Here is a 16,958-nt window from a genome sequence, read left to right as displayed (position 1 = left end):
CCAGGGCCTGAGCCCCCTCCAGCTCGGCGGCGAGCAGGCGCGTGGCGCCGGCTGCTGCCAGCAGGGCGGAGGCGTCAGCACCCACCGTTCCCAGCACGAGGGCGACGACCTCCCCACTGGTCAGGTGCCGGGCTCCAGCCAGCAGGTCAAGCGCAGGGCCGGTGGGACGGGTGTCAGTGGTCTGGGCGGCCCCCAGGCCACCGGGGGCGTCAGCAGGGGCCTCAAGGTCGACCAGGACGAGGATCGGGTCAGTGAGCATGTCAGTCATCGCTTCTTCAGTCTCTCGCGTGCGGGTGTGCGGGGCGCGCCCGGCTCACACCAGCTTGTTGTCCACCAGCCAGGCGGCCAGGTCACGGCCTGCCTCGCCGGCGTCGGTGCGGATGATGCCGGCCTCGCGAGCCGGTCGGGCCTCGGAGTCGACGACGGCGATCGCCGGCCCGGCTCCCGCCTCCAGACCCAGCTCGGCCAGGTCCCAGGTGTCCACGGGCTTCTTCTTGGCCGCGCGCATAGCGGCGAAGTTGGGGTAGCGCGGCTCGTTGGCCTGGTCCGTCACCGAGACCAGCGCCGGGGTCGGGGCGGCCAGGACCTCGCGCAGGGTGCCGGTGGCACGCGTGACGAGCACCTCGCCGTCGTCGCTCGCCTCCAGGGCGCTGGCAAGGGTGAGGGCCGGCACGCCCAGGGCTGCGGCGAGCGCGCCGGGCAGCATCGAGGTCATTGAGTCCAGCGAGGCCATGCCTGTGATGACGAGGTCGACGTCACCGGTAGCCGCCTGGTCCTCCTCGCGCGGCGAGGCCGGGTCCACCCCACCGATGCGTGCAATCGCAGCAGCCAGCGTGCGGGCGGTCGCCACGACGTCGGCCCCCGCCAGGGACTCGTCGCTCACCAGCACGCCGGAGTCCGCCCCCATCTGCAGGGCGCGGCGCAGGCCGTCCTCAGCGTCCTCGGGACCCATGGTCAGGGCCACGACCTCACCGCCCAGCTCCTCGACCAGGGACACCGCAGCCTCGACGGCGTTCTCGTCAAGCTCGTTGAGGACGTCCTCCTCGCCTCGCACGAGGAACCCGTCCTCCATGCGGCGATCGGACTGGACGTCGGGGACGTGCTTGATGCAGACGACGATTTTCATGCAGCCAAGGTTGCCATACCCGCTCCCAAGCACCAGGGGGCCGAGGCCGCTTGAGACGCACCGCACCCCACGGACGCGCTCATGGCCGAGCCCGGTCCTGGCCCACGAGCCCGGCCATGAGAAGGCCCGCAACCTGCCATACGTGTGACACAGCACTGCCTCCAGGTTGTTCGTCCCACGGACTACGGAGACAATGACAGGCATGTCTGACTCGCCCACCGTGCTGCCTGCAGCCCTCAGCCCCGAGGACGCCCGCGACCGCACACGCCTGGGCGCCACCATCGAGGCCGACGGGACCAGCTTCGTCGTCGTCGCCCCTCACGCCACCGCCGTCGACCTGTGCCTGCTGCGCACCGACGGCACCGGCCGCGTCCTGGCTGAGGAGCGGATCGGCATGCACGGGCCCGGGCGCGGGGCGTGGGGCGCCTTCGTCCCCGGCGTGGGGGCAGGCCAGCGCTACGGCTACCGCGTCCACGGACCGTGGAGCCCTCACGAGGGCGTTCTCGCCAACCCGAACAAGCTTGTGCTCGATCCCTACGCCCGGGCGCTTGAAGGCGCCCCACAGCTGGGCCCGGAAATCTTCGCCCACGAGGTCGACGAGCAGCTGCGCCCGCTATCCCAGCCGATGACGCCCTCACCCCTGGACTCCGCCGGGCACGTGGCCATCGGCGTGGTCACCGGCCCACCCGCCTTCCCGGTGGTGCCCGGCCCCCGCACCGCGCCGGAGCAGACCGTGGTCTACGAGACCCACGTCAAGGGCCTGACCCATGACATGCCCGGGGTACCGCCTGAGCTGCGCGGTACCTACGCCGGTCTGGCCCACCCAGCGACGATCAGCTACCTCACCTCCCTGGGGGTGACCACGATCGAGCTGCTGCCCATCCAGGCCTCCTTCTCCGAGGTCTTTCTCCTCAAGCACTCGCGTACGAACTACTGGGGCTACTCCACGCTCAGCTACTTCGCCCCCGAGGCCTCTTACGCCACCGCCGCCGCGCGCGAGGCCGGCCCGCAGGCCGTGCTTGACGAGCTGCGGGGCATGGTCTCGATCCTCCACGAGGCCGGGCTCGAGGTCATCATGGACGTGGTCTACAACCACACCTGTGAGTCGGGCGTGGACGGACCGAGCCTGAGCCTGCGTGGCCTGGACAACCTGGAGTACTACCTCCACTCCCCCGGTCGCCCCGCCCAGTACGCCGACGTCACAGGCACCGGCAACACCGTGGACTTCCGCTCCACCCGGGCCGTCCAGCTGGCGCTGGACTCCCTGCGCTACTGGGTCAGCGAGATCGGCATGGACGGCTTCCGCTTTGACCTGGCGGCGACGCTGGGGCGTGAGGGCTCGGAGTTCAACCCGCGCCACGCCCTGCTGATCGGCATGGCCACGGACCCGGTGCTCCAGCGTGCCAAGCTCATTGCCGAGCCCTGGGACGTGGGGCCGGGTGGGTGGCGCACCGGTGAGTTCCCCGACCCCTTCCACGACTGGAACGACCGCTACCGCGGTACCGTGCGCTCCTTCTGGCTCTCTGACGTCTCCGCCCTGGCCAAGGGCCTGCCCGGTTCGGATCTGCGGGACCTGGCCACGCGGCTGTCAGGCAGCGCGGACCTGTTCTCCGGTGGGGAGTACCCCGGTGGCCGCGGACCGCTGGGCAGCGTCAGCTTCGTCACCGCCCACGACGGCTTCACCCTGCGCGACCTGGTCTCCTACGACTACAAGCACAACGAGGCCAACGGGGAGGACAACCGCGACGGCACCGATGACAACCGCTCGTGGAACCACGGCTTCGAGGGACCGGTGCCTGAGGGCATGGACGGCGGCCCGATCGAGGTGCTGCGGCGCCGTTCCACCCGCAATGTGCTGGGCACGCTGCTGGTCTCGGCGGGCACGCCCATGTTGCTGGGCGGGGACGAGATCGGCCGTAGCCAAGGCGGGAACAACAATTCCTACTGCCAGGACTCGCCGGTGTCCTGGTACGACTGGGACCTGGCCACCTGGCAGCGTGACATCCTGGCCACCACCCGCTACCTGCTGCGGCTGCGCCGTGAGCATCCCGTCATGCGCCCGACCGTCTTCGCCACCGGTCAGCCGGTGGGCGAGGACACGATCGCGGACCTGGCCTGGTACCGCGGGGACGGTGAGGCGATGGAGACCGCGCAGTGGCACAACCCGCACACGCGCGTGGTCCAGATGCTGCGCTCGGGCGCCCCGGTAGGCGATGACGACCTGCTCGTGGTCATCAACGGCTCGCTGGACCAGGTGGAGGTGACGCTGCCTGGCGCGCACGGTCGCGACTGGCACCTGACCTGGGACTCCTCGTGGGCGGTACCACGCCCGCACACCTCAGCCTTCGCGCTGGCGCGCCGGGTTGGGCGCGGGCCCGCCGGCCGGGCGCATGTGGCGGCCTCGGTGGAGGCGCAGGCCGCGCGGACTGGTATGACAGACTGCCGTCAGGACCGCCCCGGGGACACCACGACCCTGGACGCGCTGAGCCTACGGCTGTACCTGTCCGGCGAGCAGCTCGTCTAGAGGGGCTCTCCTAGAAGGGCTCGTCTAGAGGGGCTGGTCTAACGGGGCTGATCGAGAGGAGCTCAGCTCAGTGCTCTTCCGTGGGAGGTCGCAAATGCTGCTGCGAGGAGGAGCGGACCTGGCAGGGTGTCTGCCTGCGGCAGGCTGCCGACGCTGACCCGGCCACAGGCGCCGGTTCTTCCTACTGCCGTTGGTCTGCCTGCCGATGCCAGCCCGCCCTGCCGCCACCCGCCTGCCCACGGAAGCCAGCCCGCCTCCAGACGCCTGCCCGTCCTACCACCACCGACCTCGCGCCGCGCATAGTCCACCTAGCGGCGTGCTTTCATCTCGTTGGGGCGTGCTTTGCTGACTGGACCGGCGTTCTGCTGATTGGTGCGTACTTGTCAGGCGCTGGCAGGCACGCACCAATCAACAGGGCACGTAGCAATCGACAACCGTGCGTCTCAAAGCAGGATCCGCTGCCCGCACGGGCCGTGGGCAGGCACGCCACAGTCATCCAAAGCACGCCACAGTCATCCAAAGCACGCCGCAGTCGCCGATGCACGCCGCCATGACCGATGCGCGTCATTATCGGGACGGTGGGGTCACCCAGGCACGCCGCCGGCAGCCACGCCACAGTCACCCAAAGCACGCCGCAGTCGTCGAAACACGCCGCCATCGCGACGGTGGGGCGCCAGACGTCACCCAGGTACGCAGCCATCACCCAGCCACGCCGCCATCATGGCGCGGCTCAGGAAAGGACACGTTGACGGCCCACAGCGCCGGTGCGCTATCAGCCCTAGCGTGGGACCCTCGGCTCGAAGCCGGTGGGCCCTCGCCTAGGATGGCGCCATGACGCAGACTCCGGAGCCCACCGCCCCCACCAAGGCCGAGGAGGCGCTTGCCGGCGCCACCTCTGGCGCCTCCCTCGCCCGTTCCATGGCTCGCAGCACCGAGATCGAGGCGGACCTGGACGTCAACCCCGGCCGCTACCGCATGCTCACCGGCGTGCGCCCCACCGGCAACATGCACCTGGGGCACTACTTCGGCACCATGCACTCCTGGGCCAAGATCCAGGACCGCGGTGTGGATACCTGGATCCTCGTGGCCGACTACCAGGTCATCACGGACCGCGACGGCGTGGGTCCTATCCGCGAGCGCGTCCTGTCCCTGGTGGCGGACTCCCTGGCCGTGGGCGTAGACCCCGAGCGTTCCACGATCTTTGCGCACTCGGCAGTGCCCGAGGAGAACCAGCTCATGCTGCCTTTCCTCTCCCTGGTCACCGAGTCCGAGCTGCACCGCAACCCCACCGTCAAGTCTGAGCTGGAGGCTACTGACGGCCGGGCGATGACCGGCCTCATGCTCACCTACCCCGTTCACCAGGCGGCGGACATCCTCTTCTGCCAGGCCAACCTCGTTCCCGTGGGCAAGGACCAGCTCCCCCACCTGGAGCAGGCACGTCTGATCGCCCAGCGCTTTGACAAGCGCTACGGGCGCGCGGTCAAGGAGCACCCGGTCTTCCGCCGCCCCGAGGCCCTGCTGTCTGAGGCCCCGCTGCTGCTGGGTCTGGACGGGGAGAAGATGAGCAAGTCGCGCCACAACACCATCGAGCTGCGCATGAGCGCGGACGAGACCGCCAAGGCGCTGAAGAAGGCCAAGACGGATTCTGAGCGCGTCATCACCTACGACCCGGTCGGCCGCCCGGAGGTGGCCAACCTGCTGACGCTGGCCTCTCTGTGCGGCGCGGGCACGCCCGAGGAGATCGCCGAGCGCATCGGTGACGGCGGCGCCGGCACCCTGAAGAAGGTCACCACCGAGGCGGTCAACGAGTTCTTCGCTCCTATCCGTGCGCGTCGGGCCGAGCTGGCGGCGAATGAGGACTACCTGCTGCAGGTGCTCCACACCGGCAACGAGCGCGCCCGCGCGGTGGCGAGCCAGACCCTGGACGCCGTGCGCACCGCGATGCACATGGACTACTGACTGCTGTCACGATCCCGGGCGTTTTGCCTACGCCACCGCAGCAGCCCAGCGCTCCCCCTTGGAATGACGTCATCGGGTCGCTGATTCGGCGGTGATCCCCGGCCTGCCCGAACAGATCGCCCGGGGTCGTGATACTGAACCTGCGGGCGCGCACCGTCGGGTAGCCTTGTGCCTGTGACGCGCAACACCAGTTCCAAGCCCCGGTCCGTTTCCACCAGCCACGGCGCTCGCCCGCGCCCCTCGGCCGCGTCCGCCGCAGCGGGGCAGGCAGCTCCCACCGCCCCGGCCTGCGCCGTACCAACCCCGGAACCGGCGCCTTTCTCCCTCATCGGGCGCATCCCGGTTACTGAGGTCTTCCCCGTGGTCGAGGACGGGCGCTGGCCGTCCAAGGCAGTGGTCGGCGAGGTCTTCCCTGTACGTGCCACGGTCTTCCGCGAGGGCCACGACCGCTTCGGAGCCACCGCGGTCCTCATCCGTCCCGACGGTACCGAGGGCCCCAGCGTGCGCATGGCGGACATCGCCCCGGGCCTGGACCGCTACGAGGGCCGCCTGGCCGCGGACGAGCCCGGAGACTGGGGCCTGCGCGTGGAGGGCTGGTCTGACCCCTATGCCACCTGGCGTCACGATGCCGAGATCAAGGTCCCGGCCGGTATCGATGTTGCCCTCATGCTGGAGGAGGGCGCTCGCGTCCTCACCCGCGCCGCCGAGGTCCCCGGCCGCCCCGCCGACGACGTCGCTCGCCTGACCTTGGCCGCCGCCACCCTGCGCGACCAGGCCCGTCCCACCCACGAGCGCCTAGGCGCCGGCATCGCCCCGGAGGTCACCGAGGCCCTGGAGCGTCTGCCCCTGCGTGACTACGTCTCACCGTCACCCACCTACCCCCTCCAGGTGGACCGTCCCCGTGCCCTGACCGGCTCGTGGTACGAGATCTTCCCGCGCTCGCTGGGCGCGCGCGTGGACGAGCACGGGCACTGGACGTCCGGCACCTTGCGCACGGCGATCAAGGGCCTGGACCGTATCGCCGCCATGGGCTTCGACGTCCTCTACCTCACGCCCATCTCCCCGATTGGCGTGACCAACCGCAAGGGTCGTAACAACACCCTGACCGCCCGCGAGGGTGACCCGGGGTCGCCCTACGGCATCGGCTCACCCGATGGCGGCCACGACGCCATCCACCCCGAGCTGGGCACCTTCGAGGACTTTGACGCCCTGGTAGCGCGCTCGCACGAGCTGGGCATGGAGGTCGCCCTGGACCTGGCCCTGCAGTGCTCCCCCGACCACCCGTGGGTCACCGAGCACCCGGAGTGGTTCACGGTGCTCGCTGACGGCTCGATCGCCTACGCCGAGAACCCTCCCAAGAAGTACCAGGACATCTACCCCCTCAACTTTGACAACGACCCGGAGGGCATCTACCAGGCCATCCGCGAGGTGGTGGAGACCTGGATCGAGCACGGAGTGACGATCTTCCGTGTGGACAACCCCCACACCAAACCGCTCAGCTTCTGGCAGCGGCTGCTGCGCGAGGTCCACGCCGCCCACCCCGAGGTGCTCTTCCTGGCCGAGGCCTTCACCCGCCCGGCGATGATGCGCACGCTGGGCAAGATCGGCTTCCACCAGAGCTACACCTACTTCGCCTGGCGCAACACCAAGGAGGAGCTGACCGAGTACATGGTCGAGCTCTCCCAGGACACCGCCCATGTCCTGCGCCCGGCCTTCTGGCCCACCACGCACGACATCCTCACTCCCTTCATGACCAACGGGAAGGTGCCAGCCTTCAAGCTGCGGGCCGTACTCGCCGCCACGCTGTCCCCCACCTGGGGCATCTACTCCGGCTACGAGCTGGCCGAGTCCACCCCGCGCCCGGGCTACGAGGAGCAGATCGACAACGAGAAGTACGAACTCAAGCCCCGCGACTTCGCGGCGGCCCGGGCCAACGGCATCGAGGACCTGCTCACCCGGCTCAACGCCGCCCGCGCCGCCCACCCGGCCCTGCGCCAGCTGCGGGACGTGTGGTTCCACGGCACCAGCGATGACGCCCTCATCGCCTACTCCAAGCGGGTGGAGGCCGCTCACTCACCCACCGGGCGCGATGACGTGGTCCTCACGGTGGTCAACCTTGACCCCCACCACGCGCGCGAGGGCCAGGTCTACCTCGATATGGCACAGCTCGGCCTGCCGCCGGACTGTGGCCTGCGAGTGACCGACGAGCTGACCGGCGAGGTCTTCGCCTGGGGAGCCGTCAACTACGTGCGGCTGGATCCCTACGCCGGCCGAGCCGCCCACGTGCTGCACGTGGAGCCCTTGCGATGAGCCCGCGCCCCTGGCCGGGAACCGCCCAGATCCTGCCCGAGTTGCTCTCCTGGGCGTCCACGCGCCGCTGGTTCCCGCTCAAGTCCGGCCCGGCCCCGCAGGCCTCGACCACGCGCGTGGTGGTCGACGCCGAGCTGGCCCCCGGCGTCCATGACCTGGTCCTGGCCCTGCCTCGCCCCTCCCAGGGCGAGGCCGCCACAGGTGCCACAGGCGACGCAGCCGCCGGAACCGATGGAGCCACCGGCGTGGAGGACGTCCTCCTTCACGTCCCGCTCGTGGCGGAGGACGCCGACGCGCTGCCCGGCCTGACCGGTCCCAAGGAGGACGCCCAGGCGGCAGGTTTCGTCCTGGCGGACGGCACGAGCGCGATCGTGGACGCTCCCCACCACCCCGCCTTCTGGCAGGCCTGGGCCGCCGCTGCGATCGCCGCCGGCTCCACGCTGAGCGAGCAGGCGGCCACCGCGATCATCCAGCGCGCCGAGCGCCTGCACGTGACCACCGGGGAGCAGTCGAACACGAGCGTCATCCTGCCCGCGCCCACGGCCGGCCCTGGGCGAGATCCGGCCGCTGTCCCGCCCGAGGACCTGGCCACCGGCGACCTCATCGTCAAGCTCTTCCGCGTGCTCGCCCCCGGACGCAACCCCGACGTCGAGGTCTCGGTGGCGCTGGCCCGCAGCGGCTGGGACCGGGTACGCACGCCGGTGGCCTGGTCCGTCCTGGAGCTGCCCGGCACCGGGCAGGACGGCCAGGCCGCGACCGCCGACGGCGCCGTGGCCACCACCTTCGTCCCCCAGGCCACGGACGGTTTCGAGCTCTTCTGCTCCCTGGCAGGAAGCGACGACGGTGAAGGCGGGTCACGCCGTCTGCTCGCCACTGGGCTGGCTCGGGACCTGGGCGCCACGACCGCGCAGATGCACTCGTACCTGGCCGCCTCCTTGGGCGTGAGCGAGCCGGCAAGCCCCGCTGAGCTGCGCCGGGGCCTGGCCCAGCGCGCCCACTGGGCGCTGGCCGAGGTTCCCTCCCTCCAGGAGCGGCTGCCGGGCCTAGCCGACCACGTCGCCCAGGTCCTGGACGCCGTCGCAGCACTGGACCGCCTGGAGATGGCCACGCGCGTGCACGGCGACTACCACCTGGGCCAGACCCTGCACGAGGACCAGGACCCGGGGCGCTGGTACGTCCTGGACTTCGAGGGCGAGCCGTTGCGTCCGTTGGCTGACCGACGTCGGCCTGACCAGCCGCTGCGGGACGTGGCCGGGATGCTGCGCTCCTTCGACTACGCCGCCGCCGTCGGCCAGGCTCGCGACCCGCGGTGGCTGGAGGCGGTGCGTGAGGCCTTTACTGCCGGCTACCGCCAGGTGCGCCCGGCGGGCACGGCCGCGGCCCGCCACCGGGCCGACGTGCTGCTGGCGGCCCTGGAGCTGGACAAGGCGCTGTACGAGGCCGTCTACGAGGCTCGTAACCGTCCGGACTGGCTGACGATCCCGCTAGCTGGGATCAGACAGATCATCGGTACAAAATCCCCCGCCAAGGACTCTGCCCGTGGGAGAGTGGAGGTATGAACGACGTCACGCCCTCCCACGCTGCTGACCTGCCGACCGGCCCCGACGCCGCCGGGGTGCAGCCTGTTCCCGTCGAGTCCTGGGTCCTGTCAGACGTGGCCTACGCCCGTTACCACAACCCTCACGGGGTGCTGGGCGCCCACGTGGGCGAGGACGGCGTCACGGTGCGCACCGTGCGCCACCTGGCCGACGCCGTCGCCGTGGTCACCCAGGACGGCACCTACCCGGCCCGTCACGAGCAGGAGGGCGTGTGGGTTGCCGTCCTGCCCGGGGACACGGTCCCGGACTACCGCCTCGACGTGACCTACGGCGAGGAGACCACACGGGTGGATGACCCCTACCGCTTCCTGCCGACGCTGGGTGAGATGGACACCTATCTCATCTCCGAGGGTCGTCACGAGGAGCTGTGGGAGGTGCTGGGCGCCCACGTCAAGCACTACAACGGTCCCATGGGCGAGGTGGAGGGAACCGCCTTCGCGGTGTGGGCCCCCAATGCCCGGGCCGTGCGCGTGGTCGGCGACTTCAACTACTGGGACGGCACGGCCAGCGCGATGCGCTCGCTCGGCTCCTCCGGCGTGTGGGAGCTGTTCATCCCGGGCGTGGGGGTAGGTGCCCGCTACAAGTACGAGCTGTGCTTCGCCGACGGCTCGTGGCACCAGAAGGCTGACCCGATGGCGCGAGCCACCGAGGTGCCTCCGGCCACCGCCTCGGTGGTCACGGACCTCTTCCACTCCTGGCAGGACCAGGAGTGGATGGACCAGCGCAGCCAGGCCGATCCCCACGCCGGCCCGATGAGCATCTACGAGGTGCACATCGGCTCCTGGCGCCAGGGGCTGGGATACCGGGGACTGGCGGACGAGCTTGTGCCCTATGTCAAGGAGGCCGGCTTCACCCACGTGGAGTTCATGCCGGTGGCTGAGCACCCCTTCGGTGGCTCCTGGGGCTACCAGGTGACCGGTTACTACGCTCCGACGGCGCGATTCGGCACCCCTGACGACTTCCGGTACCTCGTGGACCGGCTCCACCAAGCCGGCATCGGCGTCATCCTGGACTGGGTGCCCGCCCACTTCCCCAAGGACGAGTGGGCGCTGGCTCGCTTTGACGGCACGGCCCTGTACGAAGACCCGGACCCCCAGCGCGGGGAGCACCCGGACTGGGGCACCTACATCTTCAACTTCGGGCGCAACGAGGTGCGCAACTTCCTCGTGGCCAACGCGCTGTACTGGCTGCAGGAGTTCCACATTGACGGCCTACGCGTGGACGCGGTGGCCTCGATGCTCTACCTGGACTACTCCCGCAAGGAAGGCCAGTGGCACCCCAACCAGTTCGGTGGCCGGGAGAACCTGGAGGCCATCAGCTTCCTGCAGGAGGCCACCGCCACCGCCTACCGCAAGAACCCGGGGATCGTCATGATCGCCGAGGAGTCCACCGCATGGCCGGGCGTGACCGCACCCACCGAGTACGGGGGCCTGGGCTTCGGGCTGAAGTGGAACATGGGGTGGATGAATGACACCCTGCGCTACCTGGCGGAGGAGCCGATCAACCGGCGCTACCACCACGGAGAGCTGACCTTCTCCCTGGTCTACGCCTTCTCCGAGCAGTTCGTCCTGCCGCTCAGCCACGACGAGGTCGTCCATGGCAAGGGCTCGCTGCTGTCGAAGATGCCGGGTGATCCCTGGCAGGAGCTGGCCGGTCTGCGGGCCCTGTACGCCTACCAGTGGTCTCACCCGGGCAAGCAGCTGCTCTTCATGGGCCAGGAGTTCGGTCAGGGTGCGGAGTGGAACGCGGAGAACTCGCTGGACTGGTGGATCCTGGATGATCCGGGCCACCAGGGCCTGCTCCACCTGGTGCGTGATCTCAACGCCTTCTACCAGGACTCACCCGCACTGTGGGCGGATGACTTCTCCCACCGCGGCTTTGAGTGGATCGAGGCCGGGGACGGGGACCACAACGTCCTGTCCTACCTGCGCAAGGGGGTCGGCCCGGATGGCCGGGCGGACCTGGTGGTGGCGATCGTCAACTTCGCCGGCACCCCGCACGAGGGTTACCGCGTGGGGCTGCCCTTCGCCGGAGGCTGGGACGAGGTCATCAACACCGACGCCGTGGACTACGGCGGCTCAGGCGTGGGCAACCTCGGGCACGTCGAGGCTGAGGAGCTGCCGTGGAACGGCCGACCGGCCTCGGTGCGCCTGCGCGTTCCCCCGATGGGGGCGATCTTCCTGCGTCCTAGCAGGGACTAAGACCGATACTCGGGGCCGGGAGCACGTCTCCCGGCCCCGACCGGTCTGCCCCGACCCACCGCCCCCGCCAGGTCTTCTCGCTCCTCTCCCCCGTCCCCGCCCTCTTCCTGTTCTCTCCCCGTCCTCCCCCCACCCCCTCCTCTCCTCCGTCCACTCGGCCTCCTCCCCAGCTTCCATCCCTTCCCACCACCTGCACAGTCACGACTGACGCGAAAGATCGTGCCGAGATGACACAGCCCCCATAGCCATCAGCAGCATCAGGCAGCCAGGCCTCCCCCGGCGCCACTCCGTCTCAGGCGGCACCGTTTCCTCTGAGCTCACACAACGCCGCGACCGCACCGACCGCTCCTGGACCAGCAGGCGCTCCGGCCCGGCTCCAGCCGCTCAGCTCAGCCTCGTCAGCCCCCCGCTTTCACGCCGTCGGCCGCCACGGCCCCAGGCTCGACGGCGCAGGCGCCAGGTCCCGCAAGACCGTCCAGCTTCCCGGGGGCTCCGGGACAGGGAGGGATGCCAGGCCAGCCTGCGCAGTCAGGTGCCCCGTTCCAGCCCGGGCAGCCGGGTCAACCAGGGCAGCCGGGCCAACCCGGACAGCCCGCCGAACCCATGTACCCGGGCCAACCCGGTCAGGCTCGCCCGTCCTCCCGCCCGAGTTCGGGCACCATCGTCGCGATCGCGCTCGGCGCCCTCCTCCTCATCCTCATCCTGGCTGGCGGAGGGCTGTGGTGGGCCAAGTCCCAGCACACCGCCGAGGCCCTTGTCCGTGACTACGTCGAGGCGATCGCTGATGGCCGGGCAGATGATGCCACCGACATGATTCCCCTCATGGACTCTGGGGACGTAGACCTGACCTACCTGCGCGACAGCTACCTTCTCAACGCCGACTCCCGCATCACGATCGACCGGGTCTGGACCTCGCAGGCCCCCGACGGCGCGCAGGCCGTGGTCAGCGTCGGCTACAGCCTGGACGGGGCCTCCTACCGCTTCGACTTCGAGGTGGTGCGCACAGGCAAGACCCTGGGGATCCTCGATCACTGGGAGATCCGCACCCCCATGGTCAGCCAGATGAGTATTGCCACGGGAGGGATCGACTACTACGTCTTCAGTGGCGGCTCAAGCTACCTCGATACCAACAGCACGTTGACCTACTTCGTCTATCCGGCCCTCTACTCCCTCACGCTCAGCAACGCGGGCATCGAGGACACGATCCCTGTCCAGGCAGCAGCGCAGCCAGACGCCATCTCATCGACGCAGACCACGAGCTGGGGCTGGACTCCGGCTCCGGCGGATCCAGCTCGTCTGACGGCTCCAACGGCTCCACCAGCGGTGATTCCCTGACCTCCACGGACGCCGGATCCTCCCAGACCCTTGACGTCAGCAGGTATGAGTCCCAGGCGCTGGCGGCGGCGGTCGACTTCGTCAACACCTGTGGCTCAGTCAAGGACGCCGCGAACCTCACCGCCTCCTGCCCCACCGAGGTCCGTAGCACGAGCCTGTACTGGCTCAAGACCACGCAGACCCCCACCAAGATCGTCTCGACCTCGGGCTCCCGCTTCACCACGGACGAGGCGGTGATCGAGGTCCAGGAGATCGCGACAGACGCCAACCCCAACCCACCCAGGATCAACCTGCGTTTCACCGTCACCGGCACGATGACCATGGATTCCTCGGGCCAGCCCAGCTTCGCGCTGTCCTACTCCTACGCGAGCTAGCAGGTTGGTCAGGCCCCTCACCCACGCACCTGCACACTCGCCGTCAGGAGGAGCTGGCGCCGACGCCGTCCGGTGGAGTTTCGCCGTCGGCCAGGCTTTGTGCCCAGGCAGATTTCAGCCACAGCAGGTAGGCTGTACACGTTGCTGCAAGCAGTTTCAGCAACGTTCATCCGTCGTATGGACAAGGGATAGACAATGACGCAGAACCTGGCCTCCACCGTGCCCTCTCAGGTGCGGGCGGTTTCCGGGCACCCCGCTGGCGCCTCCACGGAGATGGAGGTCTGGCAGGGGCTGTCGGCCGCCGTCGTCGATGCCATCGCGGACAACTGGTACGCCACCGAGCAGCGCTACCGGGCCGGCCGCATGGAGCACTACTTCTCCGCCGAGTTTCTCATGGGACGCGCCCTGCTCAACAACCTGACCAACCTCGGGCTCGTTGACGAGGCCGCCAAGGCCGTGGACTCCTTCGGCCGCAACCTCAGCGACGTCCTGGAGCAGGAGCCTGATGCAGCACTGGGCAACGGAGGCCTGGGCCGCCTGGCTGCCTGCTTCCTTGACTCCTGCGCCACCCTGGACCTGCCGGTGGCCGGCTACGGCATCCTCTACCGCTACGGCCTGTTCAAGCAGCTCTTCTCTGACGGCTTCCAGACCGAGCACCCCGACGCCTGGATGGAGGAGGGCTACCCCTTCGTCATCCGTCGTGAGGAGGCTCAGCGCATCGTCCGTTACAACGACCTGACCGTGCGCGCCATCCCCTACGACATGCCGATCACCGGCTACGGCACGAAGAACGTGGGCACCCTGCGCCTGTGGAAGGCCGAGAGCATGGAGGAGTTCGACTACGACGCCTTCAACTCCCAGCGCTTCACCGACGCGATCGTCGAGCGCGAGCGGACCGCGGACATCTCCCGCGTCCTCTACCCCAATGACACCACCTACGAGGGCAAGCTCCTGCGCGTGCGCCAGCAGTACTTCTTCTGCTCCGCCTCCCTGCAGGAGATCGTCGAGAACTACGTGACCCACCACGGTGAGGACCTGCGCGGATTCTCCGACTACAACGCCATCCAGCTCAATGACACCCACCCGGTGCTCGCCATCCCCGAGCTCATGCGCATCCTCATGGACGAGCACGGCCTGGGCTGGGACGACGCCTGGGCCGAGGTCACCAAGACCTTCGCCTACACCAACCACACCGTGCTGGCCGAGGCCCTGGAGACCTGGGAGATCTCCATCTTCGAGCGCCTGTTCCCGCGCGTGCTGGAGATCATCTACGAGATCGACCGTCGCTTCCGCCTGGATCTGGCCGAGCGCGGCGTGGACGAGGGCACCATCGACTACATGTCCCCGGTCCACGGCGGCATGGTCCACATGGCCTGGATCGCCTGCTACGCCTCCTACTCCATCAACGGCGTGGCCGCGCTGCACACCGAGATCATCAAGCGTGACACCCTCAAGCAGTGGCACGCGATCTGGCCCGAGCGCTTCAATAACAAGACCAATGGCGTGACCCCGCGCCGCTGGCTGCGCCAGTGCAACCCGCGTCTGTCCGCCCTGCTGGACGAGGTCACCGGCTCGGACGAGTGGGTGCGGGACCTGTCCATCCTGGCTCAGTACACCGACGCCGCAGACGAGACCGTCCTGGACCGCTTGGCGCAGGTCAAGCACGCCAACAAGGTGGACTTCGCTGCCTGGGTGGCCGCTCGCGAGGGCGTGGAGATCGACCCTGACGCCGTCTTCGACGTCCAGATCAAGCGCCTGCACGAGTACAAGCGCCAGCTCCTCAACGCCCTGTACATCCTGGACCTGTACTTCCGGATGAAGGAGGACCCGACGCTGGAGGTGCCCAAGCGCGTCTTCATCTTCGGTGCCAAGGCCGCCCCCGGCTACATCCGGGCCAAGGCCATCATCAAGCTCATCAACGCCATCGCTGAGCTCGTCAACAACGACCCCGTGGTCTCCCAGACGATCAAGGTCGTCTTCATCCACAACTACAACGTCTCCCCGGCTGAGCACATCATCCCGGCCGCCGACGTCTCCGAGCAGATCTCGATGGCCGGTAAGGAGGCCTCGGGTACCTCGAACATGAAGTTCATGATGAACGGGGCGCTGACGCTGGGCACGCTGGACGGGGCGAACGTCGAGATCCTGGACGCCGTGGGTGAGGACAACGCCTACATCTTCGGCGCCACCGACGACGAGCTGCCCACCCTGCGCGCCAGCTACGACCCGGTAGCCACCTACCAGACGGTCCCCGGCCTCAAGCGCGTCCTGGACGCCCTGACCGACGGCACGCTCCACGACAACGGCTCGGGCTGGTTCGCCGACCTGCGCCGCAGCCTGCTCGAGCCCAGCCACGAGCCGGCCGACGTCTACTACGTGCTCGGCGACTTCGCGGCCTACCGCGAGGCCAAGGACCGTATGGCGGCCGACTACGCCGACCAGCGCGCCTGGCAGCGCAAGGCCTGGATCAACATCACCCGCTCGGGCCGCTTCTCCTCCGACCGCACGATCAGCGACTACGCCCGCGAGGTGTGGAAGCTGACCCCGGAGCCGATCGCCTGATCCACTGGCCGCGTCTAGATCGCCTCTAGACCGACCCTTCATGTGAGAGACCGGCACCTACAGAGCTTGTAGGTGCCGGTCTCTCACATGAAGGGTCGGTTCAGATCCCAGGTCTGACTAGAACTCAGGTGTCAGGCCAGAGCACAGGCCTCAGAACAGCAGCGTGGCCAGCTGGCGGCGCGCCCGGGCAACCTCAGGGGTCTGCTGCCCGATGACGTCGAAGAGCTGGAGCAGCCGCACACGCGCCGTCTCCCGCTCCTGCCCGCTGTGGGAACGCACGGCCTCCAGGGCGCGCCCCAGGGCACCGTTGACGTCCCCCAGCGCCAGCGCGGCGTCGGCACCGGCCAGCTGCGCCTCGACGTCGGCCCCGTCGGCGTCAGCAGCAGCCAGCAGCGCGTTGGGGTCCTTGCCGTCCATCCGCGCGAGCATCCGGATCTGGTCACGCGCAACCTTGAGCTGATCGTCGCCGGGGTTCTGGGCGATGGCGTGGTCGTAAACCTCGATCGCGGCGTCAAAGTCACCCCGCTCAATCGCCTCGCGGGCCTCGCGCTCCACCTCGGTCTCCTCCGGCTCGGCCGGCTCAGCCTCGGGCGCACCGTCGACGGCGACGCGCCCGGTCACGCCGTTGGCCGCAGCCACCTGCAGGAGCTGGTCAAGCAACCCGCGCAGCTGGTCCTCGGGCATGGCGCCCTGGAACAACGGCATGGGCTGGCCAGCCAGCAGGGCGATCGCCGTGGGCACGGCCGTGGCCTGGAGGGCCTGCGCCACCTCAGGGGCGGCGTCGACGTCGACCCTCGCCAGCTCGAAGCGGCCGCCGTACTCGGTGGCCAGCTTCTCCAGCAGACACGCCAACTCGGTGGAGGCCTGCGAGCGCGGGGTGTGGAGAACCACGACCACCGGCACCTGCGTGGAGACCTCAGCAACGTCACGCAGGTTCGTGGCGTCAATATCGACCACGAGCGGGGCCGG

The 16,958-nt window shown here is 69.2% G+C and carries 10 protein-coding genes and 1 pseudogene; 8 read left to right on the top strand and 3 right to left on the bottom strand.

From position 1 onward, the window contains the following. A pseudogene (locus HMPREF0058_RS12785) lies at positions 1-268 on the bottom strand (hypothetical protein); the annotation flags it as partial. A gap of 45 nt (positions 269-313) precedes the next feature. Beyond that, positions 314-1,126, bottom strand: coding sequence for an electron transfer flavoprotein subunit beta/FixA family protein (locus HMPREF0058_RS07820; protein WP_034236090.1), 813 nt, complete (start codon positions 1,124-1,126; stop codon positions 314-316). Positions 1,127-1,319: 193 nt separating this feature from the next. Here HMPREF0058_RS07820 and glgX point away from each other — a divergent pair, with 193 nt between their 5' ends. From glgX to HMPREF0058_RS07785, 8 genes are all read left to right on the top strand, one after another. Beyond that, the gene (gene glgX / locus HMPREF0058_RS07815) at positions 1,320-3,650 is read left to right on the top strand and encodes a glycogen debranching protein GlgX (protein WP_006549228.1); all 2,331 of its coding nucleotides are present in this window, start codon (positions 1,320-1,322) and stop codon (positions 3,648-3,650) included. Between the two features lie 831 nt (positions 3,651-4,481). Further along, positions 4,482-5,609, top strand: coding sequence for a tryptophan--tRNA ligase (gene trpS / locus HMPREF0058_RS07810; protein ID WP_006549227.1), 1,128 nt, complete (start codon positions 4,482-4,484; stop codon positions 5,607-5,609). Positions 5,610-5,936: 327 nt separating this feature from the next. Continuing rightward, the gene (locus tag HMPREF0058_RS07805) at positions 5,937-7,919 is read left to right on the top strand and encodes an alpha-1,4-glucan--maltose-1-phosphate maltosyltransferase (RefSeq protein WP_231550214.1); all 1,983 of its coding nucleotides are present in this window, start codon (positions 5,937-5,939) and stop codon (positions 7,917-7,919) included. Further along, entirely contained in the window at positions 7,916-9,478 is a 1,563-nt protein-coding gene (locus tag HMPREF0058_RS07800) for a phosphotransferase (RefSeq protein WP_006549225.1), read from the top strand. The genes HMPREF0058_RS07805 and HMPREF0058_RS07800 overlap by 4 nt, the downstream gene beginning before the upstream one ends. Continuing rightward, the gene (gene glgB, locus HMPREF0058_RS07795; RefSeq protein WP_006549224.1) at positions 9,475-11,718 is read left to right on the top strand and encodes a 1,4-alpha-glucan branching protein GlgB; all 2,244 of its coding nucleotides are present in this window, start codon (positions 9,475-9,477) and stop codon (positions 11,716-11,718) included. The genes HMPREF0058_RS07800 and glgB overlap by 4 nt, the downstream gene beginning before the upstream one ends. A gap of 603 nt (positions 11,719-12,321) precedes the next feature. Then, on the top strand, positions 12,322-13,053 hold the full coding sequence (locus HMPREF0058_RS07790) for a hypothetical protein (protein ID WP_006549223.1): 732 nt from the start codon (positions 12,322-12,324) through the stop codon (positions 13,051-13,053). A gap of 233 nt (positions 13,054-13,286) precedes the next feature. Next, positions 13,287-13,427, top strand: a complete 141-nt coding sequence (locus HMPREF0058_RS12780; protein ID WP_006549222.1) for a hypothetical protein — start codon at positions 13,287-13,289, stop codon at positions 13,425-13,427. A 195-nt stretch (positions 13,428-13,622) separates the two neighbouring features. Next, positions 13,623-15,989, top strand: a complete 2,367-nt coding sequence (locus tag HMPREF0058_RS07785) for a glycogen/starch/alpha-glucan phosphorylase (protein ID WP_006549221.1) — start codon at positions 13,623-13,625, stop codon at positions 15,987-15,989. Positions 15,990-16,139: 150 nt separating this feature from the next. Here the strand turns inward: HMPREF0058_RS07785 and HMPREF0058_RS07780 are convergent. Continuing rightward, positions 16,140-16,958, bottom strand: an 819-nt coding sequence (locus HMPREF0058_RS07780; protein ID WP_006549220.1) for a tetratricopeptide repeat protein, incomplete at its 5' end; no start/stop codon positions are given.

This window comes from Actinomyces urogenitalis DSM 15434 (assembly GCF_000159035.1).
Taxonomy (GTDB): Bacteria; Actinomycetota; Actinomycetes; order Actinomycetales; family Actinomycetaceae; genus Actinomyces; species Actinomyces urogenitalis.
Note: the sequence above shows the minus strand (reverse complement) of the source record. Positions and strands in the feature narration are given on the sequence as shown.